The sequence below is a fragment of the Saccharibacillus sp. JS10 genome, assembly GCF_024436065.1.
Taxonomy (GTDB): Bacteria; Bacillota; Bacilli; order Paenibacillales; family Paenibacillaceae; genus Saccharibacillus.
The window spans coordinates 904635-928264 of record NZ_JANFNS010000002.1; the positions used below are offsets into that span (position 1 = coordinate 904635).

Annotated in this window: 22 protein-coding genes; 13 read left to right on the top strand and 9 right to left on the bottom strand. The window is 46.2% G+C overall.

The features are described from left to right. Positions 1-91 precede the first annotated feature (91 nt). The 4 genes from NOM90_RS09500 to NOM90_RS09515 form a co-directional block, all read right to left on the bottom strand. The gene (locus NOM90_RS09500; RefSeq protein ID WP_255941555.1) at positions 92-1453 is read right to left on the bottom strand and encodes a dipeptidase; all 1362 of its coding nucleotides are present in this window, start codon (positions 1451-1453) and stop codon (positions 92-94) included. A 134-nt stretch (positions 1454-1587) separates the two neighbouring features. Continuing rightward, complete coding sequence (locus NOM90_RS09505; RefSeq protein WP_255941556.1) at positions 1588-2028, bottom strand: hypothetical protein; 441 nt, start codon at positions 2026-2028, stop codon at positions 1588-1590. A gap of 161 nt (positions 2029-2189) precedes the next feature. Continuing rightward, positions 2190-2381: a hypothetical protein gene (locus tag NOM90_RS09510; protein ID WP_255941557.1), complete on the bottom strand. Its 192-nt coding sequence runs from the start codon at positions 2379-2381 to the stop codon at positions 2190-2192. A 123-nt stretch (positions 2382-2504) separates the two neighbouring features. Continuing rightward, positions 2505-4826, bottom strand: coding sequence for an outer membrane protein assembly factor BamB family protein (locus tag NOM90_RS09515; RefSeq protein WP_255941558.1), 2322 nt, complete (start codon positions 4824-4826; stop codon positions 2505-2507). A gap of 164 nt (positions 4827-4990) precedes the next feature. Between NOM90_RS09515 and NOM90_RS09520 the strand changes: the two genes are divergently transcribed. The 6 genes from NOM90_RS09520 to NOM90_RS09545 all read left to right on the top strand — a co-directional run bounded on the left by NOM90_RS09520 (position 4991) and on the right by NOM90_RS09545 (position 11414). Next, positions 4991-5977, top strand: coding sequence for an alpha/beta hydrolase (locus NOM90_RS09520; protein ID WP_255941559.1), 987 nt, complete (start codon positions 4991-4993; stop codon positions 5975-5977). A 13-nt stretch (positions 5978-5990) separates the two neighbouring features. Continuing rightward, the gene (locus NOM90_RS09525; RefSeq protein WP_255941562.1) at positions 5991-6959 is read left to right on the top strand and encodes an aldo/keto reductase; all 969 of its coding nucleotides are present in this window, start codon (positions 5991-5993) and stop codon (positions 6957-6959) included. 83 nt (positions 6960-7042) lie between these two features. After that, on the top strand, positions 7043-7567 hold the full coding sequence (locus tag NOM90_RS09530; RefSeq protein WP_255941563.1) for a hypothetical protein: 525 nt from the start codon (positions 7043-7045) through the stop codon (positions 7565-7567). A gap of 329 nt (positions 7568-7896) precedes the next feature. Then, positions 7897-8874 (top strand): phosphotransferase family protein, encoded by a 978-nt coding sequence (locus NOM90_RS09535; RefSeq protein WP_255941564.1) that lies wholly within the window; start codon positions 7897-7899, stop codon positions 8872-8874. A 208-nt stretch (positions 8875-9082) separates the two neighbouring features. Beyond that, positions 9083-10141 (top strand): lactonase family protein, encoded by a 1059-nt coding sequence (locus tag NOM90_RS09540; protein ID WP_255941565.1) that lies wholly within the window; start codon positions 9083-9085, stop codon positions 10139-10141. A gap of 115 nt (positions 10142-10256) precedes the next feature. Further along, a complete protein-coding gene (locus tag NOM90_RS09545; protein ID WP_255941566.1) occupies positions 10257-11414 on the top strand; it encodes a sensor histidine kinase in 1158 nt (385 codons plus the stop codon). 97 nt (positions 11415-11511) lie between these two features. On the opposite strand, the gene NOM90_RS09550 is transcribed toward NOM90_RS09545, so the two are convergent. Both NOM90_RS09550 and NOM90_RS09555 read right to left on the bottom strand, forming a co-directional pair. Beyond that, a complete protein-coding gene (locus NOM90_RS09550; RefSeq protein WP_255941567.1) occupies positions 11512-12444 on the bottom strand; it encodes an AEC family transporter in 933 nt (310 codons plus the stop codon). Between the two features lie 128 nt (positions 12445-12572). Further along, positions 12573-12884, bottom strand: coding sequence for a hypothetical protein (locus NOM90_RS09555; RefSeq protein WP_255941568.1), 312 nt, complete (start codon positions 12882-12884; stop codon positions 12573-12575). Positions 12885-13031: 147 nt separating this feature from the next. Here NOM90_RS09555 and NOM90_RS09560 point away from each other — a divergent pair, with 147 nt between their 5' ends. Together NOM90_RS09560 and NOM90_RS09565 are read left to right on the top strand one after the other, a co-directional pair. Next, positions 13032-14024, top strand: coding sequence for a sugar kinase (locus tag NOM90_RS09560; protein WP_255941569.1), 993 nt, complete (start codon positions 13032-13034; stop codon positions 14022-14024). A gap of 36 nt (positions 14025-14060) precedes the next feature. Further along, positions 14061-14945: an NAD-dependent epimerase/dehydratase family protein gene (locus NOM90_RS09565; protein ID WP_255941571.1), complete on the top strand. Its 885-nt coding sequence runs from the start codon at positions 14061-14063 to the stop codon at positions 14943-14945. Between the two features lie 103 nt (positions 14946-15048). Here NOM90_RS09565 and NOM90_RS09570 read toward each other — a convergent pair whose 3' ends face one another. Together NOM90_RS09570 and NOM90_RS09575 are read right to left on the bottom strand one after the other, a co-directional pair. Next, on the bottom strand, positions 15049-15480 hold the full coding sequence (locus NOM90_RS09570; protein WP_255941573.1) for a threonine/serine exporter family protein: 432 nt from the start codon (positions 15478-15480) through the stop codon (positions 15049-15051). Between the two features lie 13 nt (positions 15481-15493). Further along, positions 15494-16249, bottom strand: coding sequence for a threonine/serine exporter family protein (locus NOM90_RS09575; protein WP_255941575.1), 756 nt, complete (start codon positions 16247-16249; stop codon positions 15494-15496). A 359-nt stretch (positions 16250-16608) separates the two neighbouring features. On the opposite strand from NOM90_RS09575, the gene NOM90_RS09580 reads away from it, so the two are divergent. The 5 genes from NOM90_RS09580 (at position 16609) to NOM90_RS09600 (ending at position 22592) form a co-directional block, all read left to right on the top strand. Continuing rightward, positions 16609-17694 carry an FUSC family protein gene (locus tag NOM90_RS09580; RefSeq protein WP_255941577.1) on the top strand — a complete coding sequence of 362 codons (1086 nt, stop codon included), beginning with the start codon at positions 16609-16611 and terminating at the stop codon, positions 17692-17694. 89 nt (positions 17695-17783) lie between these two features. Then, complete coding sequence (locus NOM90_RS09585) at positions 17784-18113, top strand: four-helix bundle copper-binding protein (RefSeq protein WP_255941578.1); 330 nt, start codon at positions 17784-17786, stop codon at positions 18111-18113. A 255-nt stretch (positions 18114-18368) separates the two neighbouring features. Then, complete coding sequence (gene helD / locus NOM90_RS09590; protein ID WP_255941579.1) at positions 18369-20729, top strand: RNA polymerase recycling motor HelD; 2361 nt, start codon at positions 18369-18371, stop codon at positions 20727-20729. 167 nt (positions 20730-20896) lie between these two features. Next, positions 20897-21826 carry a DUF2268 domain-containing putative Zn-dependent protease gene (locus tag NOM90_RS09595; RefSeq protein WP_255941581.1) on the top strand — a complete coding sequence of 310 codons (930 nt, stop codon included), beginning with the start codon at positions 20897-20899 and terminating at the stop codon, positions 21824-21826. Beyond that, on the top strand, positions 21798-22592 hold the full coding sequence (locus NOM90_RS09600; RefSeq protein WP_255941583.1) for a MerR family transcriptional regulator: 795 nt from the start codon (positions 21798-21800) through the stop codon (positions 22590-22592). Before NOM90_RS09595 ends, NOM90_RS09600 begins: the two co-directional genes overlap by 29 nt. Here NOM90_RS09600 and NOM90_RS09605 read toward each other — a convergent pair. Beyond that, positions 22589-23503: a helix-turn-helix transcriptional regulator gene (locus tag NOM90_RS09605; RefSeq protein ID WP_255941585.1), complete on the bottom strand. Its 915-nt coding sequence runs from the start codon at positions 23501-23503 to the stop codon at positions 22589-22591. The genes NOM90_RS09600 and NOM90_RS09605 overlap by 4 nt on opposite strands. Positions 23504-23630 lie beyond the last annotated feature (127 nt).

Sequence of the window (23630 nt, forward strand, 5' to 3'; positions counted from 1 at the left end):
AAATTCCAATAAAAATTTAATCGTTTTCCCGATTTCAACAAGCGACCGAAACGAATTTCTTTCGTAGCCTTTTCGCTTCTCCTCACACACTTCACACACTCTTCAAATATTGAACAAGCGTCAAAAGCCCTTTATCGAAGTTTTCCAAATTGAAATGTTCGTTAGGAGCATGCAGATTTTCGTCAGGAAGACCGAAGCCCATCAGCACGACTGGAGCTTCCAGTACGCGAGAGAACGCTTCGATGATCGGAATCGATCCGCCGTCTTTCGTGAACAGCGCGCGCGTGCCGTAGACCGCTTCGTAAGCATCTGCCGCTTTTTGCAAAAACGGATGCGAAGGATCGATATTGAACGCGAATGCTTTTTCGCCCGGTACCAGAGACAACTTCGCACCGATAGGCGTATGAGCATGCAGATGGCGTTGAATTTTCTCCAAAATGTCTTCTGGATCTTGATTCGCAACCAAGCGGCAAGTGATTTTGGCATGAGCTTCTTTAGGAATAACCGTTTTCGTGCCTTCCCCTTGGAAACCACCGTACACGCCGTTGAGTTCCAACGTTGGACGGACGCCGGTACGTTCCAAGAACGAATAGCCTTCTTCGCCGAATAAAGCTTCAAGACCGAGATCGTTGCGTAGCTTTTCTTCGTCGTACTGCATTTTGACTAACTCGCCGCGCATTTCTTCGGTCAAAGGCAGTACGTCATCATAAAATCCTTCGACATTGACGCGGCCGGTTTGCTCGTCATGAAGCGAGTTCAGCAAGCTGATCATGCCGTGCAGCGCATTTGGAACGCCACCGCCGAATGAGCCGGAGTGCAGATCGGTATTTGCGGTGTTCAGCGAAACTTCCAGCGAGCATAATCCACGCAGCCCTGTACTGATTGCAGGTTTGCCACGTTCAAGCAGCGACGTGTCGGAGATCAAGACCGCATCTGCGGCAAGTTCTTTGGCGTTTGTATCCAAAAACTCGACCAGATTAGGGCTGGATACCTCTTCTTCGCCTTCGATACACAGCTTAACATTGACCGGAAGTTTGCCTTCTTGAGCCAGAATCGCTTCGATCGCTTTGACATGCAGGAACACTTGACCTTTATCGTCAGTCGCTCCGCGGGCGTACAATTTGCCGTCGCGCTCATTAGGTTCAAATGGAGGGGTATCCCACAGATTCAGCGGATCAACCGGTTGCACGTCGTAATGACCGTAGATCAGCAGTGTTGGCGCGCCTTCTGCGTGCAAATGGTCTGCTGTCAAAATCGGATGACCTGCTGTTTCATTCAGCGTTACATGTTCAAGACCCACATTTTCCAAAGCCGTTTTGAGCCATTCAGCAGCACGGCGTACATCTTCTTTGTGCGCGGACAAAGCGGAAATACTCGGAATCGCCAGCCATTCTTTTAATTCGTTGAGGTGTTGATCACGATGTTGCTGGAAATAAGTCTGATAGTTATTCATAAGATAAACATGTTCCTCCTTAGGCAATCGTCTCGGGGGTTATTGTACTACAAAAAAACGCATACCGGAAAGGGATGCGTTTGAAGAAGGATGAAAAAGACTCCACCTGAGGTGGACAATGTATCTCTATTCTATTATTCGTGCAAAGAAAAGTTAATCGATCCAACCATCGTGCCGCTGCGGGCGAGCGTGAATTCATAAATACCCGGTTCCCAGTTGGCGTTATCCAAATCCATACGGATTTGCTTGGTCGAATCATCTTCATTCACTTCCAGTTTTTGTACGACTTTGCCGCTACTTTCAGAGATGACCGATAAGATCGCGATATGGTCGCGTGTAATGCCTTCTTCTGGATAATCGGCAATGACATAGATGGGTTTGGTGCGGCTAAATGAAGTTCCATTGTCTGTAACAGCCGTCTGATCTGCATTTAACTTCTGGCCCATTTGCAGATTGAACGGGTTATTTTGCGGAGTTGAACGAGCATAGACCAGGAAAATCACGAGCGCTATAATCGCAACGACCGCAACGCTTCCTCCTACGATCGCGATTAATTGATTTCTTTTCGTATTCATCGACGTTGTTCCTCCTCGAAATTGAGTACCGCTATCCAGTATACGCTAAAAATTTGCAAGATCGCAAAAAAATCAGGCATCATTTAGGCTATTTCGTGACCGAGTTCAATTTTGTGTATTCATAAAAAAAGCTCGTCCTTATGGACAAGCTGGATGTGTATTTAACCGATTCGGCGACGGCTTCTTCTGCGAAGCAAATAAACCTGATCGTGTAAAGCCAGATGGAAACGAATACTATTCATCAACTCTGGATTGTCCTCCCGTTCGACTTCTCGGATGCGTTGCTCTTTGACGGGATCTGGACTGAGTAAAAAATCGGTCATCCACAAAGAATAATTCGGTGTGCTTGTCATAACGGTCCCTCCTCGAAATTTGGGGTGAGGTGCGGTCGTGCTTGTTTCTATTATACGCCTATAGTGGAAAAAAAGATGAATCCCGGATTAAATTTTATCTCCGAAATTCATCTTTTTTTAAGGTCAATTGGACGTCGACAGTTCTTTGGAAAGCTTTTGTTTTAAAGCTTCGACAGAAATAGCCAAAAAGCTTCCGTTAGCCGAACCGATAAAGATTGTTTTGTCGTCGCTATTCAGTACGCCGCTTCGTGACAAAGACGTAAAATCATCGTTATACCCCATCGTCACTCCATCGATCCGGCGAAGAAGTTTACCATTTTGATCATCGAAAGCCAGAACATCGTCACCATACGGGAGGAGTAAAAGATTATCCACATGCAGGAAACTTCCAGCGTCTACGGTGCCTTGTAGATCACTTAAAGCGAACCCGGTTGTTTGGGTTTTCCAGAGTGGTTGACCTTCTTCGATCGATAAAGCAGTCGGAATTCCATTCCACAGAACATAAAGTCGGTCATTGTCGAGAAGAGGTCGATCGACCCAGCCCGGAATACGCCACAGTTCTTTTTCTTGCTTCACATCGTAAAGAATAGTCTCAAACAACGATCCGGTATTGAACGTCGATGAATCGAGCGCTCGGCGAATCAGCAAATAATCGCCGCCCGGCATATCGATTCGTTCATTTTGCTGGATAGGGTAACGTCCCGTAATTTCACCGTTGGATGCGTTTAGTCGAACCCAATCATTTCCCAGTGTGACCCAGCGAATATCAGAATGAGCATCAAGAGCACGTTGCAGTTGTCCATCAAAAAGATTTTTCGAAGACGGATTATTCATTGCAGTCTCTAGCTCTGATTTTAGACTCCATACCGCCTGACCCGTCAAAGAATCTAAAGCTTGAATCCAGCCGCCTTGTTGCACCAATACATAAGGATCATCTGATCCTCGGTTGAGCACCGTATAAGGATCGGCAAAACTTTTGCTCCAGCGCACTTCACCGGAGTACGGCGATAACACATTCAGTATTCCTTTGCTCTCAGGCGTCGGCTGCTCTGCGATAACCGCGGAACGTTCGACCGCGAAAACTTGAGTATTACGGTTTGCTGAACCGGGCTCCAGATCACGGCTCCAACGTACAGCACCGTCACGAAGACGGATACTTTGCAGTTTGGACTTGGGTTGATCTACAGAATCGTCGGTTAGCAAAATCAGTACCGATTCTTGATCTTGACTCAAAGTCGCTTGTATCGAACCTTGCTTGATATCGGAACTCCATAACCGCTTACCGGTTTCTTTATTTAGTGCATAGATCCCATTTGTCGACGAATCGTCGCCAATGACTTGTTCATGTTGTTGCACGACCAATATATTCTCGGAAGCTGCCAATAAATATTGGGCATCCATATTCGATTGCGCCGACCAGTCTTCAGGTGCCGACAACGAAGGAACAGGAGGCAAAGTCCGAAAATCATAATGGAACGTATATGGAGGTTGATCCGAATTGACGCCCGCTTGAGCGGCTTCGGACGTTGGCAAAATCCAATTCCAGCTCAGTAACTTTCCGTCTGCTCCGAAAGAAAGTGTGAACTGGGCATCGCTGCGTTCGTATCTCCACTGTTCTCCGCGCTGAGCTTGATCGGATAGGTTGCGATAGTCTTGATGCGAAAGAGGTGTCCGCGAATACGGTTCACCTAGTAAATTCAGCGCTTGATCTTGCGTGGTGCCGATAGGCAGCGAAGTTTCGGTTACGCTTCGAATCATCGAAGTCGGTACAGTCGAATCGGATGCCATCAAGCCGGTGATCGGTTTTTGTGTGCTTTGGATCTGCTCTTTTTTCACCCATAACAAAGCTGGACGCACAACCGAACCATTGGCATAACCGGGATCGGCGGAGAGCGCTACACCATACCAGTCTTTGTAACTCATCGTGGCAACGACGCCGTCTGACGCATAATCGGCAGACCATGATTGCTGACTATCGGGAAAAAGAGATAACGTAGCTTCCGGTTTCAGTTGAAGAATGGTCGGTTGAATAGACTTCGCACTACGCGCTTGGTCTTCGGTATACCAGATCGGGACATAGACTTTTTCTCCAAAAGGCGTTTGGCTTTCAAGCATTTCGCCAGACAAGACCGCGTTCGGCAAGATCGATTTGGCTTCGCCATAGTAGCTCACACCAAGTGAACCGCGCTCGTTGGTCGTAGGAACACTTTTGAAAAAAGGAGCCGGAATTTGAAGCACAGTTTGTTGTTGATTTATGTAGGAAGTCGGCTTCGGTGTTGCGTTGGAAGCGTAAGCTGATGTAAAGGTCATAGGAAAAATCAAGATCGGAACACTCAAAGTCACGCCTACGCGTTTTGCCAGAGTCTTGATCCGTTTCGCTTGCTGCTTATTTTGTTTATTTTTAATTGCCGCTTCACGCGACATATTGGAGTAACGATGTGTCATGACAACCTCCTGAATGATAGATGAAAAAACTTTTCTTTCTTACATTTAGACGCAATAGGGGAGCTTCGACGCTGGAAAAAGAAAAAAAGTTTATCCAATTTATATAAAAAGACGAAATTTGTATCAAACATGCGGATTCGTTCTTTGGAAAAGGAAGTAGTATAATGAAAGCATTAATCGAAGCGGAAGCGACTATAGATCGTTTTCGTCCGCTGGAGGAAGAAGCTATGAACTCTGCGTCCGAACCCCGTTCACTTTTTCCCAAAACGTATCATATTCAAGGTCTTCACGTAACGTTGGCGGGAATACGAAATTCAGAATATCCACCTGTTGTATTCGAGCACGGTTGTGGGGTGTCCTCGGAAGTATGGTCGTTGGTCTATCCGGAACTTGCCGAAATCACGCAGACCCTGACTTATGACCGAGCCGGTTATGGTTTTAGTGATCCCGGAGAATTGCCCCGGACCAGCGATCGTTGCGTCGAAGATTTGCATCGGGTGATCGAAGCGTTGAACATTGTGCGTCCTTTTATATTAGTCGGTCATTCTTTGGGTGGATTTTATGCTCGGTTGTATGCGGAACGTTACCCTGAAGATGTGGCGGCGCTTCTATTGATCGATGCCTCGCATGAAGACGAAATTCGAGGAGCATTCCCGATTCCGTATATCAAAAAGCAAAAGTGGAGTGTCCGGTGGTACAGATTGGCGAAATACGCCGCTCGAATCGGCCTATTGCCTTGGCTTGCCAAGCGGCACTGGATTCCGGGGTTTGGCAAGTTCGTATCGAAGCTTCCGGAAGCTTCTCAACATGCAATGTGGGAACGTGTATTTAGCGAAAGCAGTATGGAAGCCGCCGAAAGCGAATATGATTGTTTTGTTGGCGAGACCGGCAGTGTGCCGAGATCGAGGTTCGCTCGCTTGCCTCTAGCTGTTGTCAAAGCCGGGGTCTATCTGCCGGGTAACAACCGCAAAGCCACGCTGCGTCAGCAAGTGGAGCGTACGTTGTACGATACAGCGGTCAAAATGCAGCATTTGTCGGAAGCCGGACGCTTGATTGAAGCTGGCGGAAGCGGTCATCATGTGCAAGTGGACAAGCCGGGAACGATTATCGGAATCGTCAAACGATTACTAGAACAGACACGTGAAGCCTGAGGAGGACTATAGGATGAAAAATATACCTTTGAATACTCATGGAATTCCAGCAAGTCGCTTGGTACTCGGATGTATGCCTTTTGGTGGAGATTGGGATCGTTCGACGCTCACCGACGAACGCGTGAAGCTGTCGGAACAAGCTGTAGATGCCGCATTGTCGATCGGAATCAATATGTTCGACCATGCCGACATTTATACGCGCGGAAAGTCTGAAGAAGCATTCGGGCGTATCCTTCAAAATAAACCGAGTTTGCGAAGCGAGATTGTACTTCAATCCAAATGCGGGATTGGTTTGGAAGGATATGGACTGCCTTCATTATTCGATTTTTCGCGAGATCATATTTTGGAGTCTGTCGACGGATCGTTGCAACGGTTAGGTACCGATTATTTGGATGTGCTATTGCTGCATCGTCCTGATCCATTGATGGAACCGGAAGAAATCGCCGAAGCTTTCGCTAAGCTTAAAGCGTCGGGTAAAGTCCGGTATTTCGGCGTGTCCAATATGAGCGTTGCTCAAATACGTTTTATCGAACAAGCGTTGACCGATCAATTGATCGTGAATCAATTGGAGATGGGATTAGGTCGATTGGACTTTGTTGAAGAAACGGTACGCGTCAATCAAACTCGCGGAGCTAATATTCATTTCTCGGACGGTCTTATGGAGTATTCCCGCTCGGAAAATGTACAGCTTCAAGCTTGGGGCCCTCTTGCTCAAGGTAAATTCACAGGGCGCGATGTGAGCGGAGAATCGGAAGCGGTTCGCAAAACAGCAAAATTAGTCGCAACGATGGCTGAGGAACGCCAAACGACTAGAGAAGCGATTGCGCTTGGATGGCTAATGAAGCATCCTGCAAAGATCCAGCCTGTCATTGGCACCATGAATCCAGAGCGTATCGAAGCTTGCCGGGATGCCGAGCAACAAGCGGAGCAGATGAGCCGGGAAGATTGGTACCGACTGTACATGACCGCTCGTGGCGATTGAGGTTGTGTTTAATACGATTTACCTGTATAAAGAATCAGAGATCAACCTCAATCTTTAAATAGAGGTGAACGGAGGAATTACAGATGAATAAGCAACAATGGGTAGAGGCAGTAGATCGCGGTGAAATTCCAGAAGAACATGTGGAGCACGTACTTTGGGTATTATCCAATACGCCTTTGCTGTTCGACGATGGATCTACGATTGCAGTCGAAGATTATATGCAAAGACTGGATCGCGAACTTTCAACCGAAGAAGCGGAAGCTTATCAAGAATTATTCGATCTGGCGGTAGCATTAAGCCGTCGATATAGCGAAGCGAGCGAATATGATCGTATGCAAGATGTTCTGAGCCTGCAATTCGATCTATGGGCACGCGGGACATTAACTTTGCAAGATTGGATGGCTTGGTTGCAAGGCGCGGTGAAAGGCGAAATTCTTTTGCCTGAATACGATTTTGATGAAGTACTGGGTAGTGCACCGGAAGAATTTATGATCCAGGATTTCCATGACGAACTGAATTTTCGACTGGAAGATGCGCCGGAAGACGAATGGGCTTTGTCGCATCTTGACGAACTATATCGGAAAGTCGGCGTAACGGAAAAAATATAAATTCGGCTATAAGGGTTGACGCTAGCAAGCAAAGCCGATATGATGGGAAACAACGAGAGACGAGCCGACCACGGCTTGTCTCTCGTTTTATTTTGCTAACTTTTCAACAAACGCGAAGAAACCGATTAAAAGTCGAAAAAAAGTGATAAATTCAAGATATAATATAAGTATAAGTAGCTTATTTTGATGAATAATCGGGTATTTTGCGAAAAATATAGATAAATGTCGATTGCTTTTCCTCGAATTGCCTTCAAAAAAACTTATTTTACGCGTATAATCAAGCACAATCTATGTATTCGGAATGTCAAACGGAAAGGAGCGAGGATAAGTTGAACGATGGAAACAGAGCGAAAGCTATCGATCATTTACAACAAGGTATACGTGGATACGTACCGGAATTGATAGGTCGTGAGATTGCTCCGTTAGGCAAAATTATCGAAGCTTATCCGATCCTAGCCGGCACGTCCGCTGATTTAAAATATAAAGTTCATTTTTATGGATATGACGGAGCGTATCTATTGCGTTTATTTGATGAATCCGAGCTCTCATTCAAACGTTTCGAATTTGAAGCTCTGCACCGTATGCAATCGATGACTGTGCATTGTTCCCGCCCGATTGCGATGGGACGTTGGGAAACAAAAAACGTTTATTTTTTGCTGGTTTCTTATATAGACGGTATTGATGCAGGTCAGATCTTATCCACTGTACCCAAACCGCAGCAACTTCGAATCGGGATGCAAGCGGGTGAAGAACTAAGTCGGATTAGCGCATATCCCGCACCGGAAGGGATAGAGCCGTGGGCAGATCGTTATCGGAAAAAGATCAAGCAACAACTAGAGCTTGTCACCAAGCACGCAGTTTCCTCGAAAGGCGTAGCAGCTGCTATCGAAATGATTGAAGCCACACAAAATTTGGTGGAAGAACGTCCTTCGGTCTTTTTGCATGGAAACTTCCGACCGGCAAATTTGATTGTGCATCATAGCCGATTGACAGGTGTTGTTGGGTTTGGACATTTCGATTGGGGCGATCCGTTATACGAATTTGCCAAATTGGGTCTATATAGTCGAGAGCTAAGTTCGTTATTTTGTACCGGACAAATCCTAGGCTATCATGGCGGGCAAGCGCCATGCGCCGAATTTTGGGGACTCTATCGTCTATACGCGGCTTCCGCAGCGATTTCTTTACTAGCGGAAGTTGTGGCAAATCAGTCTCCACAATTAAATAGGGTATTGAAGTCTATTGATCGATTAGCGCAAGATCATCATGATTTTCGTGAAGAGCAGCCTTCTTGGTTTGCTTCTTTATAGAAAAGAAATGCACGGTGAATCGTTTTGATCCTCGTTATCCAGACTCTTCAGCTTGGGATTTACGATGTTTTGCGTTATAATTGATCCATATCGCTCGGTTAACCGAGCTGTCAGCCAGCGCTGAGATCATAAATTGCAGTTCATAACGCGCGGTTTACAGCGTTGTTTTACTGCGGATGGTCGTTACTGAAAATCGGGAGGAATATAGATGACACAAGATCAAAAAATGTTCGTTTTCGTCGGTTCTTATGCCGAAGCGAATACAAGCGGTGTATACACGTATGAGTTTGATGAACAAGAAGGCAAACTTCAATTGTTGGATCAAACTTCCGATTTGAAAAACCCGACATTTTTGAATGTTGATGTTGAAAATCGGCATATTTATGCGATTGGAGAAACAGAGACAGACAGCGGTAAAGCTGGTGAAGTCATGATGATTCATTTTTCCGATGAAGGCACATTAACGCGCTTTAATCGTACAATCTCAACGCCGAATACGACTTGTCATATTCAACGCGATGCAGAAAATCGTTTTCTGGTCGTAACCAGCTACCACGGGGGTATGGCAGGGCTTCTGTCGCTCAAGCCTAACGGTCATGTGGGCGAATTGCTTGATGTGCAAACGCATGAGTCGATCGATGGTGCAACGCCTCGTGTACACTCGACGTTCTTCAGCCCAGATGGAAAGTTCTTGCTTGCTCAAGATCTCGGTCTGGATCTGATTCGTACGTATTCAATCGATCAAGAAGCAGGCAAACTCGTACCGCATGGCGATACCAAAGCGGCGAAAGGCGCAGGTCCTCGTCATTTGGTCTTCCATACAAGCGGTAATTTTGCTTTCGTTATTAACGAATTAAATTCGACGATCGCTTCGTACCGTTATGATGCAGCGACAGGTTCGCTCAGCGAAATCGAAGTTGTACCTACGCTTCCGTCTGATTATACAGGCGAAAACGGCTGCTCCGAGATTACGGTATCGGCAGACGGACGCTTTGTATACGGCGGCAACCGCGGACATGATAGTATCGTGGTCTACGCATTCGACGAAGCTTCGGAAAAGCTGACTTTGGTTGAACATGTATCGACAGAAGGCGGACATCCCCGTCATTTCGCATTGACGCCAAGCGGCAAACACGCACTGGTTGCAAACCGCGATGCAAATAACATTGTCGTATTTAATGTGGATCAAGAAACAGGTCGTCTGACTTCGACAGGCAATTCGGTCAGCGTATCCAAACCGGTATGCGTACGTCCTTACTACATCTAAATGAATGTCTGGTCCAGAAAATTTGCGGTTTTTCCGTTATACGGAAAAACCGTTTTTTTAACGACAGATTTTTATATAATGAAAGAATAACAAAAGACAAAGGAGGAATAGAAATATGAATGATCTGCCATCTTCGCAACCGGATTGGCCGCATATTATTTCGGAACTGCGTTCATCGGTTACGATTACGGACGCGACAGATCCTAAGCAACCTCTCATTTTCGTTAATGATTATTTTGTACAGCTCACCGGATACTCCAAAGAAGAAGTAATCGGTCGCAATTGCCGCTTTTTGCAAGGTGCGGATACGCGCAGCGAGACCGCTCGCGAAATTCGTCACGCGTTGTCGAAATGTATGCCTGTACGTACCGAAATCTTGAATTATCGCCGCGACGGAAGCACATTTTGGAATGAATTGAATATCGATCCGATCTTCGACAAAGAAGGACGCTGCGTATTGTTCGTCGGTTTACAATATGATGTGACGGATCGCAAACTTCTTGAAGAAGAAGCGACGCATGCTGCACGTTCGGCACACGGACAAAGTCGGGCATTGATGGAGTTTATGGGCAAGCTCAATCATGAACTGCGTAATAATATGAACGGCATGTTGGGGTTAATCGATATTGTATTGATGGACGAGACACTGCCGGAAGACGTCCGCGAATATCTGGAACTTGCTAAAGGCAGCGGGGATACCCTGCTTAATATCGCTAACGATGTGCTGGATCTAGCTGGCGCTACAGACGGACGCATGAAACTGGAGCGTATCGAGTTTAATCCGAAGCATGTTTTGGATTCAATCGTCAAAACCCATCGATTACGCGCCGAAGAAAAAGGATTGCCGCTTATTCTAAACGTAGAAGGGATTCATCATCAACGATTGTACGGCGACCCGCATCGGTTGCGTCAAGTATTGGATAACCTTATCGGCAATGCGCTTAAATTTACGACGACGGGCAGTATTACGTTGACGGCGGAAGAATCCAAACGCGCGGAATCAAGCCCATTCATTTATATGCGGTTTACGGTTCGGGATACAGGGATTGGAATTCCAGAAGAACATATGGATAAATTGTTCAAAGCATTCAGCCAGACAGAAGCTTCTCATGCCCGAGTATATGGCGGCAGCGGACTAGGCTTGAAGATTTGCGAAGAATTAGTGACTTTGATGGGTGGTAGCATTTCGGTAGACAGCCGCAAAGGCGAAGGCAGCTCATTCCATATCGATATTCCTTTTTCAAAAGAAAATCAAGCGCAGTTACCTTTGTGAGTCGATCGGTAACTTGTGTGCAACCAAGCAAAAACACTCTCTATAGAGCGAATGGACGTTTCGAACTTCCAACTCTCTTCGAGGGTGTTTTTGCGTTTTACAAATTCATACCGGTCAGTAAAAGCAGAACAGGCAGCACGATAAAGGATGCCAGTGTCGTCCATACGATGCAGCGAGAAACAAATTTAGGCGAAGCTCCGAACTGTTCAGCCAAGATGACCGCATTCACCGCAGTGGGCATAGAAGCCAAAATCAGCAATACACCAAGCAAAGTGCGATCTGCTCCAAGTAGGATCAAGATAAGCGCGCTCAGCAGAGGAGCAATCAATAATCGAAGCGCTAGACCGGCTTGAAACGCACGTTGTAGTCGAGGTTCCCATGAACCGCTGTTTTGGCTAATCATCTGAGCGCCAAGAATAACGAGAACAACAGGCGAATAAGCATTTGCCAGTAAGTTTACGCCAGTCGACAAAGATTCTGTCAAATGAATATCTCCCAAGCGGAGTAATCCAGCAAGTGCAGCCACGTACAAAGCAGGCAATTTCAACACAGCCAAGCCTGCTTTTTTAATTGAAAAGTGCGATCGTGCTGCGAAAAAGACACCGATTGTATTTACGATCAGAATTTGAAGCACGACATAGATTGCGGCTTTATCCAATCCGACTTGTCCAAAAGCAAGCAGTACAAGCGGCAACCCGTAATTCACACAGTTCGTAAATGAAGCGACCAAGGTCAATCCTGATTTTTCGGCATCTCCTAAGCGGAGTAGGCGACCGAGCAATACCGAAATGCCCCACATCGCAATAAGATTGATCAAACTGAAGGCAACAGTGATTTTCAGATCTTCTGACGAAACATCGGCGTTAAGCAGCGTCGTAAAAATAATCGACGGGCTAAGCAGATACAGTGCCAATACGGATAAAGGCTGGGTATCGAGCTTTTTGAATTTTTTGAGTAACATGCCCGCAATGACAGGCAAAGCCAGAGGAACGAACACTTGTACAAGAATTGATCCAAACGAAGAAAACATGTCAACCCATCCTTTTTGTATACCGATTCACTTGATATGAAGATGGGTCTAACTGTATCCAATGGTGATCAAGACGTCCAATACCGAATGCCTATAAACTTATTGCAATCCTAAAAAGACCATAATGCTTACTTCAAATCACGCTCGACAAATCGATGCAATTGATCCCACAATCCTTCTTTTCGTAAAATTTCGGCTTGTTTGGTTCCCATCAGATCGAAATGCGGATAGCGGTCGCGCTTATGAATATATTGAGGAGGTAGCCCATTGTCGATACACCAGGTCGTTAACTGATTCAAATCGGAGCAACCGACTTTCGTTACCGAAGTAATGCCCGGAAATCTGGGGTCTAGCCAAAAATGAGTAAGAAAAGCAATCTCGCCGCGTTCGACTGATTTTTTCCATGCTGAAAGTTCTTGTCTACGGATTCCAAATGCCATACTAACCCTCTTTTCTTGAGCGATTCTTTAAGTATACCAGCCCTGATTGCGTAAGAGAAAGATGCATGCAATACTTGTCCGCAGAAGAGTTAGCGCGTACACTGAAAGAAGTTTGATGATAACGTATTCAGAGGAGAACAACCCACTATGCGAAATAATCAGGTAGATGTCGTTACACTCGGGGAAAGTATGATTTTGTTTCAATCGTACAATCAAGGAGCTTTGCAATACGAGCCTTTATTTACCAAATCACTAGCAGGTGCGGAATCCAATGTCGCGATCGGATTGAGTCGGCTAGAGAAGTCGACCCGTTGGATCGGTCGTCTCGGTCATGATCCATTCGGAGATCTGGTGTTGACTACATTGTCTGGTCAAGGCGTAGATACGTCTTATGCGGTGCGAGATGCAGAAGCGCCGACCGCTGTATATTTCAAAGATTTCAAACGTTACGGCGATCCAGCCGTCTATTATTATCGCAAAGGATCAGCGGCAAGCCGTCTTACGCCAGAGATGATCGATGTTTCATGGCTTGAGGGCGCAAGTCATCTTCACGTGACCGGCATTACACCAGCGCTGGGTGAGCAGACTGCTGCGGCTACGCGCAAGCTGATGGAACTTGCGCGGAAGCAAGGGCTAACGGTCTCTTTCGATCCGAATTTAAGACGCAAATTATGGAGTGAGGAGCTGGCGCGCGAAACATTGCTATCATTGATTCCATTATGTGATATTTTTATGCCGGGCGATGAAGAAGCCGAGTTTTTACTTGGTGAAATGGAGATCGAAGCCTACGGCGAAGCTTTTCTGGATATGGGCCCTAAACTTGTCGCGATGAAACTTGGTGCGGAAGGGTCGATCGGGTTTACGCAAAAAGGTTTCGTACGCGCAGAACCTTTTGCTGTGGATCGCTTGATTGATACGGTGGGAGCCGGAGATGCTTTCGCTTCAGGATTGTTATCGGTACTGCTGGATTATCGAGAGCAAATTGAAGGCGGGTTGGATGAAGCACATCTGCATGAAGCTTTGCGCCGCGCCAATCTGCTGGGATCGATGGCAACTCAGTTCAAAGGCGATTGGGAAGGATTACCGACGCTTGCGGAAGTGAATGATATTTTGGGTGGGCAAAAAAGCGTAACCCGTTAAGTTTAATCTATAGATAAGAAAAGGAGAATGAATCCGATGAGTAAACAAATGCTTGTGTTAGGCGGAACTCGATTTTTCGGTAAAATTTTAGTACATAAGCTGCTGCAAGCCGGGCATCAGGTGACGATTGCGACGCGCGGAACCACAGAAGATTCATTCGGCGATCAAGTTCAGCGTATCCAAGTAGATCGTACCGACGAGTCAGCTTTGGCGGCAGCACTTGAAGGCCGCAGCTTCGATGTGGTGTTCGATAATATTTGTTACAATGCGGACGAAGCAAGAGCGGCAATACGGGTATTTTCCGGGAAGATCGGCCATTATGTCCTAACTTCCAGTCTGTCGGTATATAGCGATTGGGCTTTTGATATGGCGGAATCTTTAGTCGATACGACAACTTTATCTGTACCGCCAAGCCCGGTAGGGAAAGTGGCTTACGGAGAAGGTAAAGCACAAGCGGAAGCCGTCTTTTTCCAAGAAGCGCCGTTCTCGGTATCTGCGGCTCGTTTCCCGATTGTGCTGGGCCCTAACGATTACACCAAGCGTCTACATTTCCATGTGGATCGGATTCAAAGCGGGACTTCATTCGTGATGCCGAATACCGACGCGCAGATTTGCTTTGTCCATGAAGAAGAAGCGGCAGATTTTCTAAAATGGTTAGGCGAGAGCGGCGTTACCGGAGCTTTCAACGCGGCATCGCAAGGTAAGCCGAAGCTGCGCGAGTTGTTGGCGGAGATCGAGAAGCAAAGCGGAGGTTCGGTAATTGTACTGCCGGAAGGGCCGGAGGGAGAAAGTTCTCCATTTGGAATTCCGGGTGATTGGGCAATGGATACGTCTAAAGCCGAAGCGGCAGGATTTACTTTCCGTTCTCTCGAAGATTGGCTGCCTGATCTAATTGGGATGCTGGTGCGTAAAGAAGCTTAGAGTAAAGACGTAAAGTAAAGGCTTAGCATAAGAGTTTAAATCCAAAAGCCGGAGTCGCTTCGACGTGAAGCGACTCCGGCTTTTTATATTGACGCAATTTTGTTTACACGATACTTTTTGGTCGTCTGCGTAGCATTTGATTCAATACTTCAGATAAGACTAGACCTGCTGCGATTGCTCCTGCAATCATCAGCGTCTGAGCACCGATTTGAAGCGCTTCGTCGTAGCGGTTTTCTACAAAGCGGCGCATCGCATTATACGCCATACCGCCGGGCACGAGAGGAATGATCCCAGCCACGCTGAAAATAATGACAGGAGTTCGGTAAAATTTGGCGAACAGTTGGCACAAAATGCCGACCAGTAGCGAAGCGGCAAGTGTTGCTGGAGCTTCGCCAATGTCATCACGCACATAAACATATAATACCCATCCCAGCATCCCGACCAGCCCGCAATGAAACAGCGATTTTTTCGGTGCGTTAAATAAAATGACGAACGCAGCGGCGCCGAAAAAACTCGTCAAAAAATGAGCCCACATCTTATAAATCCTCCTAATGGAAAAAGAGTAAAGCAACAGCGATTCCGGCGCCGATCGCAAAAGCGGTTAAGCACGCATCTGCGCCTTTGGAAATGCCCGATACAAGATGACCTGCCATCAAATCGCGAATCGCGTTCGTAATCAACAATCCCGGTACCAGTGGCATCACCGAGCCGACCGCAATCCGGTCGAATTCATAACCGAATCCTGCCCATATAAATAATAAAGCCAATAGGCCGACAAGCAGTGCCGCCGAAAACTCAGCGAAAAATTTAACTTGTACAATACGATGCAGCCAGACTGAAGCGGCAAAGCCTGCTCCACCTGCTAAAAAAGCCGCTAAGAAATCCGGCCAACTTCCACCGAACATAATGAGGAAGCAAGCACTTGCCAAAGCCGCGGCAAAAATCTGCATCGGTAAATTGTAATCAAAAGAAGCAGATTCGCTTTGCAGTAATAAAGCTTTTGCTTCATGTGCGGATAATTCACCAAGCGCAATCCGTCGAGAGATCGCGTTCACTTCCGCGATCTTGTGCAGATCGGTCGTTCGATTTTCGATACGAATAAGTTTTGCCGGTTGTTCTCCGCTTGTCGAAAAAATAAGCGCTGTAGGCGTGACATAACTATGACTTTCGGTTAATCCAAAAGCTGTCGCAATCCGTACCATTGTATCTTCAACCCGATAAGTCTCTGCTCCGCTTTGCAGCATGATTTTACCGGCAAGTAAACAAAGTTCTATCGTTTCATAAATCGAAGTTTTTTGTTCCAAAACGTTCCGTTCTCCTTCACCTATTCATTCGTTACAACATGTGGCAACTTATTGTAACACAACTGAAATCTGTTTTTCAGCTTGTCTTAAGCTTTGCTGTTTATTATATAAATACAACCCCCTTAGAACTATATATTTTGGACCGCAGGCGCTACGTAGCGCGGCGGTCCCCTTTTTTTGTTCAAAATTTTGCGTCGAGAGTGCGAAGCCGTTATACTAAGAAATCGAGCTTTGCTAGGCAGCCGACTTTACTTTGGAGCTGATCTTGAAGCTGTGTATAACTTTCCCTATAACGGGTAATAGGAACAAATGAGAAAGAAGCAGCCGAATCTAACTCGGTGCGTATGAACAAAGGAGGAATGGGCGTGAATTTCGGCGCACGGATGCTGAAAACAGGGATAGCGGTTACCCTTGCTCTTTATTTAACGGCGCTGCTGAATCTGACGCCGCCCGTGATCGCGGCAATCGCAGCGATTTTTGCGATGCAGCCTACGATCTATAAATCGTGGACGTATTTTTTGGATCAATTATTAACGAATACATTGGGAGCCGTGATCGCGGTTACCGCAGGACGCCTATTATCGAGTGAACCGATTGCAGTAGGATTGACTTGTATCGTCGTTATTATGATTTGTTTGAAAATGAAGCGTGCCGATACGATCGGGCTTACGCTTGTGACCGTTATCTCCGTGATGGAAGCATCAGGAGACTTTGGGTTTGCGCTTAACCGGTTTATGATCAGCGTTATCGGGATTTTCTCGGCGTTCTTCATTAATATCGTGGTGCTTCCTCCGAAGCCGCGTCAACAATTTATCGGTCAGATTCAATCGACTTTTACTCAACTTTCCTTATTGATGCGAACCGCTGTTTCTGACGAGATCAAAGAAAGCGTGTTTCGAGACGAGCAAAAAGCACTTGAAGGTTCGATTCAATCGTTGACGGAAAAATACAATCTTCTTGAGGAAGATCAACATAAACGTAAACGTCCTTCGTATACAGAAAGTCGTCATCTAGTGGTCTATAAGCAAATGCTGAATACGTTGAAAAAAGGGAGCGAAGTGGTCGAAGCGGTAGAAGAACATTATTTCCCGACTTCTCGAACACTGCTGCTCGATAAGTTATTTGACGATCAACTAGAGTATCAGGTCAAATACCATGAACATGTTCTTTTGAAATTCGAAGGAAAATTAAAGCCTGATGATTTGCCGTGGCAAAACCTCGAAGAAGAAAATGAACGTTTTGCGTTAGCGATGAAAGAATACATGCAGCAACAAGACGGAAGTACGATGCGGCTTTCGATCGTTGCGGCTGAAATTCAAGCTTATGGCTATCAATTAGAGCGACTTAACCGTCTGGTCGATCATTATGGAGACAACGAAAGAAGCGTGCCGAAACCGTGGCAAAAATGGATCGATCCCAAAAGCTGGCGCAAATCCAAATCGTAAATCTTTACTAATCCTCGTTTATGTAAAAAGCCCTGGGGTAATGATACAAGAACGTTTGACTTCGGATTAACGTGAAGGAGGAAAAGAGGATGACGAAAGAAGAAATGCGCCGATGTATCGACGAGTGCCTAAAATGTATGGAGACATGCAACAACTGCTACGATGCTTGCTTGCAGGAAAAAGACGTAGCCATGATGAAAGAATGTATCCGTCTGGATCGTATATGCGCGGATATGTGTGAATTTGCCGCCAAAGCGATGACGCAAAACAGTGCGTACGCGGCGCAAATTTGCGGGCTATGTGCTCAAATCTGCGAAGATTGCGGCAACGAATGCGCCAAACATGATATGGATCACTGTCGCCTGTGCGCGGAGCAATGCAAGCGTTGTGCAGAAGTTTGCCGGGAAATGGCTGCGTAAGTCTAGATCCGAACGCGAACAAAGGGAAGGAACGGCCGAACAGCGGCGCTCCTTCCCTTTCTCTATGGTCGGAATTTTCGGTATATTATTCTATAGAAACAAACATGCGGTAGAGGTTGATTTCATTTGGGCTCGGGCGTACAATTAAACTCTGTTTATTTGACGACTATATGAATTTTCCAGTAAAACCATATATTTTTATTTAATTAATAGAAAGTAAGCGGAGTAAAGTGGGATTAGAGGGGGAATAACGAGATGGAAATGAATGATCCGGAATGGAAGCAAGAACAATCGCGCGTCGATGATGTAACCTCCAAAATCAAACGTCGTATTCGCGGTCTCGAAGCTCAAGTCGGAGAAATGCGCGGCGATGTCGTCGGCTTGCGTAAAGAATTTTGGGACGAAGTTACGATGAATTTTGCCGAACCGGACGATTTGGGCGAGACGTCGACCAGTATGCGTCAGCAATCGCAAGTATTGGCAGAACGAGAATTCGGGCATAAAAGAGCTTTTTCTCAACTGGGGAAATTACGCAGACTCCAACATTCTCCGTATTTTGGACGTATCGATTTTCGTGAATCGGATGAAGCGACAGCAGAACCGATCTATTTGGGGATCGCTTCGCTGCTGGATGACAACGAGCAAGACTTTTTGATTTATGATTGGCGTGCGCCAATTTCCAGTCTTTATTATGACGGTGCCCCGGGCGACGTGAAATATCGCACACCGGGCGGCAGCGTCGAAGGAGAAATGGAATTGAAACGGCAATACGTGATCCGGGACGCAAAAATTCGGGTTATGTTCGATACGGGAATGACGATTGGCGACGAGTTACTTCAAGAAGTGCTCAGTCAAAGTGCCGACGATCGGATGAAAAGTATCGTCTCGACGATCCAACAAGAACAAAATGCGATTATCCGCGATGAGCAAAGTCGGTTGTTGGTCGTGCAAGGTGCGGCAGGAAGCGGCAAAACATCGGCGGCGCTTCAGCGTGTCGCGTATTTGCTATATCGGTATCGAGATACCTTGAGTGCCGATCAATTGATCTTGTTTTCGCCCAATTCGTTATTTAATAGCTATGTCTCGACCGTGCTGCCGGAGCTTGGTGAAGAGAATATGCTACAAACGACTTTTCAAGCGTATCTGGAACGCCGGATCGGCAGAGAATTTGAGCTTGAAGATGCGTTCGATCAGTTGGAGTATTTACTACGCGGGGATGTTTCCGAAGACGGCGAATACGAAGCAAGACTGGCGGGAATTCGATACAAGTCGTCTTTAGCTTATTTGGAAGTGATTCGTGCGTATCGGAAGCATCTCGCAGAGCGCGAAATGATGTTCCGTCCGATTCGGTTTCAAGGTCATGAGATCGTATCTGCCGAGCAGATGCGCCGTAAATTTTACGAGTATGATGAGACCATTAAAATCCCAAGCCGGATCGAGCAAATGAGCAAATGGTTATTGAAGCAAGTGAGTGAATATGGCAAAAGCCAACGCGACGAAGAATGGGTAGACGAGCAGATTCAACTGTTGGATTCGAGCGCGCTGCACCGAGCGTATAATTTGATGCGCCGCAAGCAAAAAGGAGCTGCCGATACATTCGATGATTTCGATCAACAACGCGAAGCGGCGGCTCGAATGATCGTCAACGATTGGCTTAAGCCGGTACGCAAATGGATCAAACGCCAACGTTTTGTCGATATCAAAGGGATGTATCGTCGACTCTACAAAGACGAAGCGTTATTCATGAAGTTATCCGGTGGACGTCCGCTTCCGGCGATGTGGCATGAATTTTCGCGTCAGACGCTGGATCGGATCGGAAAATCGGAATTGATGTTTGAAGATGCGACGCCATTATTGCTTCTTCGAGAATTGGTACAAGGTTTTATTACGAATACTTCGATTCGTCATCTGATTGTCGATGAAGTGCAAGATTACACGCCGTTCCAACTTGAATTTTTGAAGCGTCTGTTCCCGCGTGCGCGTATGACCGCGCTCGGTGATCTGAATCAAGCGATCTATGGGCATGATTCGGCGTTAGACGATTATGATCCGCTATTGAATCTATATGGAAAAGACGAAAGCAAAGTATTGCGTCTGACCCGAAGTTACCGATCCACACGCGAGATCACAGAGTTTACCAAAGCGATGTTGCCGGAAGGCGAAATGATTTTGCCGTTTACGCGTAGTGGCGATAAGCCTATTCTCCGTCAATTTGATCCACATGCCGAAACGCAGATGGAAGCAGCGATTATAGACGATATCGAAGCTTTGAGTGAGCAAGGTCTAGACTACACGGCAATTATTTGTAAAACGCAAAGTGAATGCAACCAACTGCATGAACGATTGAAAGATCGATTGCATACACGATTAATTACGAAAAACACGCCAGCGTTCGAAAAAGGGACGGTCATCGTTCCTGCGTATCTTGCCAAAGGGATCGAATTCGATGCCGTGCTGCTGCATAATGCTTCGGCAGAGCGGTATTCGCGAGAATCCGAGCGCAAGCTATTTTATACCGCTTGTACGCGGGCGATGCACGTTCTACATTTGTATACATTAGGAGAAACAAGCCCTTTCGTGAGCGGTGTAGATTCGGCTTTATATGAAGTTCGCTAATAATAGACAGTAGATTGCAAAAGTGCAGATCATATCGATAAAAAGGCAGCTCAGGAGTTTTTCGGGCTGCCTTTTTGGTATCCTATTTTTTCGAGCCAGCTCATGTTGACTTTGACGTAACGTCATAGTTTAACGTAGCAGGTAAATCGACAAAAGGAGAGATTCATATGAATATTACGATGCTTCGTTCCGACACGATCTACCGCCAAATCATAGAACTTAAGCCAGAGGAAAAAAGAGAAGCTTACCGCGAACAAATGCTGGCTCCATTCAAAAAGAAATGGGAGATCCAACAAATTCCGTTTCGCTCTGAACGTCCAGGCGGATTTGATGTACTGACGCTGAATGACCTAATGTATCTGCCTGCGGATCGGATCGATGAATCGCTACTTGAGACTGTAGATCTGATCTCGCCTAATGACTTTTGGGCAGAATGCGAACAGATCGTAAAAGACAGCTTTTCTTGTTTCGAGCAGCAGGGAATATATCTTCCGGTGCAGAAGGTTGTTTTTACCGTTTTGCTTGGAAATCCAGATAGCCAAATCTTGAAGATCAACGAAGGATATTCGGGAGACGGCGGTATTCCGGGTTATATTCTAACTGTGCTGACGCCGAACACTTACACGTTACCTCGTATCCGGGCGGCTCTAGCCCATGAATGCAATCATAATGTAAGATATCAATTTATCCGTTGGGATATGGACGTAACGCTTGCTGAGCTGATCGTAAGCGAAGGGCTGGCGGAGAGTTTTGCAGTATCGCGTTGCGGAGAAGAATGGTTAGGGCCGTGGGTATCCAAGACAGATACGGAGACCTTGAATAAGGTCATCAAACCTATGCTAAAGCCGATACTACAGGGTAAAGGTTGGGCGAATATTGCACCTTATCTATACGGGGACGAGATCGCCGCTTTGCAAAGCATGACTCCGGTCGGTGCACCTTATGGAGCGGGCTATGCCTGCGGTTATTATCTCATTCAACATTATTTACGCAAAACCGGAGAAACGATTGAACAGGCTACTTTAAAAAGCGCAGAAGAAATATTGAAGGTGACGGAGGATTATTGGTATGCCGAAAGTGTTGTTGACGGTACATGAAGTCGTAGGCATCACAGGCACGACGGCGCGAACGCTGCATCATTATGACCGAATCGGTCTGCTGAAGCCTGCGAAGGTGAAGGAGAGCGGCTATCGGCTGTATGACCGCGACAATCTGGAGCGGCTACAGATCATTCTTTTTCTAAAAGAAGCCGGCTTGCGTCTTGAAGATATTGCGGCATTGTTGGAGTTGCCTGAATCGGAACGCCGCCCAGCGCTCCAAGAACATCGTGAACGATTAGTAGAGAAAAAGCGTAGGCTAGAGCGTACGTTGCATGACTTCGATCAGTATTTGGAAGCTGGGACGATCTTCGGACCTCGATCGCCGGATCTGCCAGGTCTTACGTTGCGTGAGCAATATGATCGCGAAGCAGAGGTCGTCTATGGAGATACGCCGGCTTATGCGGCATATCGGCAACAGATGCAAAAATTAGAGCGGTTGCCGCAAGAGAAGCGAGAAGCAGAGTTGAATCAAGCCCAACAACGCATAAACGATGTGTTCGTCGACATTTTTTCTTTATTGAAATATGCTCCTGACTCTCCCGATGTTCAGCTCAAGATTGCGGAATGGGCAAATGCGCTAGAAACCTATACGGCGATTACGCCGCAGCTTTTGGAGCATATTGCAGAAAACTATCGTAGCGACAATCGGTTCCGAGCTTTTTTTGATACGTTCGGAGGAGAAGCGGGACAGTTTTCCTGTTTTTTGTATGAAGCGATACGGATATACAGCCTGTCGTTGCCGGATCGGAACAAAGAGGGCTAAACATGCTGAGCCAAGCTCGAAGCGGATACGTTTCCGCTTTCCAATCTTTTTCGATATTGAGAAGGCGTACAGCCTTGATGTTGTTTGAACAAAGAAATAAAGTAGCTCAAATTATCGAATCCGACTTCCATCGCGATCTCGACGATTTTATGCCCGCTTTCTTCAAGGAGCCGACAAGCCTGCTGCGTTCGGTAGCGATTCAAATAATCGACAGGCGTTTTGTGCACCATGCTTTTAAAAAAGCGACAAAAATATCCTTCGCTCATGCCGAGTAGTTGTGCCAGATCGCTAAGTTTGATTGCGGACGCGTAATGATGATGGATATATCCAAGCACTTTTTTTAACCGTTCGATCTTTTCTCGATCGTTGCCGGTCACAGTAGGAATCGGATCACGCATATGACCATGAAGCAGCGCAAAAATATGATACAATCTAGCTTTTGTCGTGAGCGCATAAGCGGGAGCCGCTTGTTCGTTATCTTCAATAATCGCCAAGATCAGATCCAAAATATCGCGTTCCCACTGTTCTTGTCCGGTTAGATGAGAAGGAGGGAGCGATTTTTTTTGCAATAAAGGTTCGATATATTGTTCTTGCAGCCCGTCATACCCTCGACTGGACAAAAATTCGCCATCGAATACGACGGCTGAAAAAGCGCAAGGTTCATCGCCTACCTTTTGCCCGGAATGAAGTTCTCCGCTATGCACAAACATGGCTTGTCCTTGATGTACTTCATAATATTCGGTTCCGATCTGAAAACGAATTGTACCGCGCGTGACGATCGTAAATTCCATTTCTTGATGCCAGTGCGAATCCATAATCGTCGTATAGTCCAAATTTTCCATGACATAGACGCTGACTGGATACATCGGATTACCGTGAACACGTTCTTCTTTGAGCAAAGCTCGATTCATACCGATAAGCTCCTTTCATAGGTCGAAATAAGAAATCGCTTCCAAATCTATATCGATCTTCATAGAAAAGTCGTTGAAAGATCAAAATAATGATAATTTAGATCAAAATATCGTAAGAATTTTATAA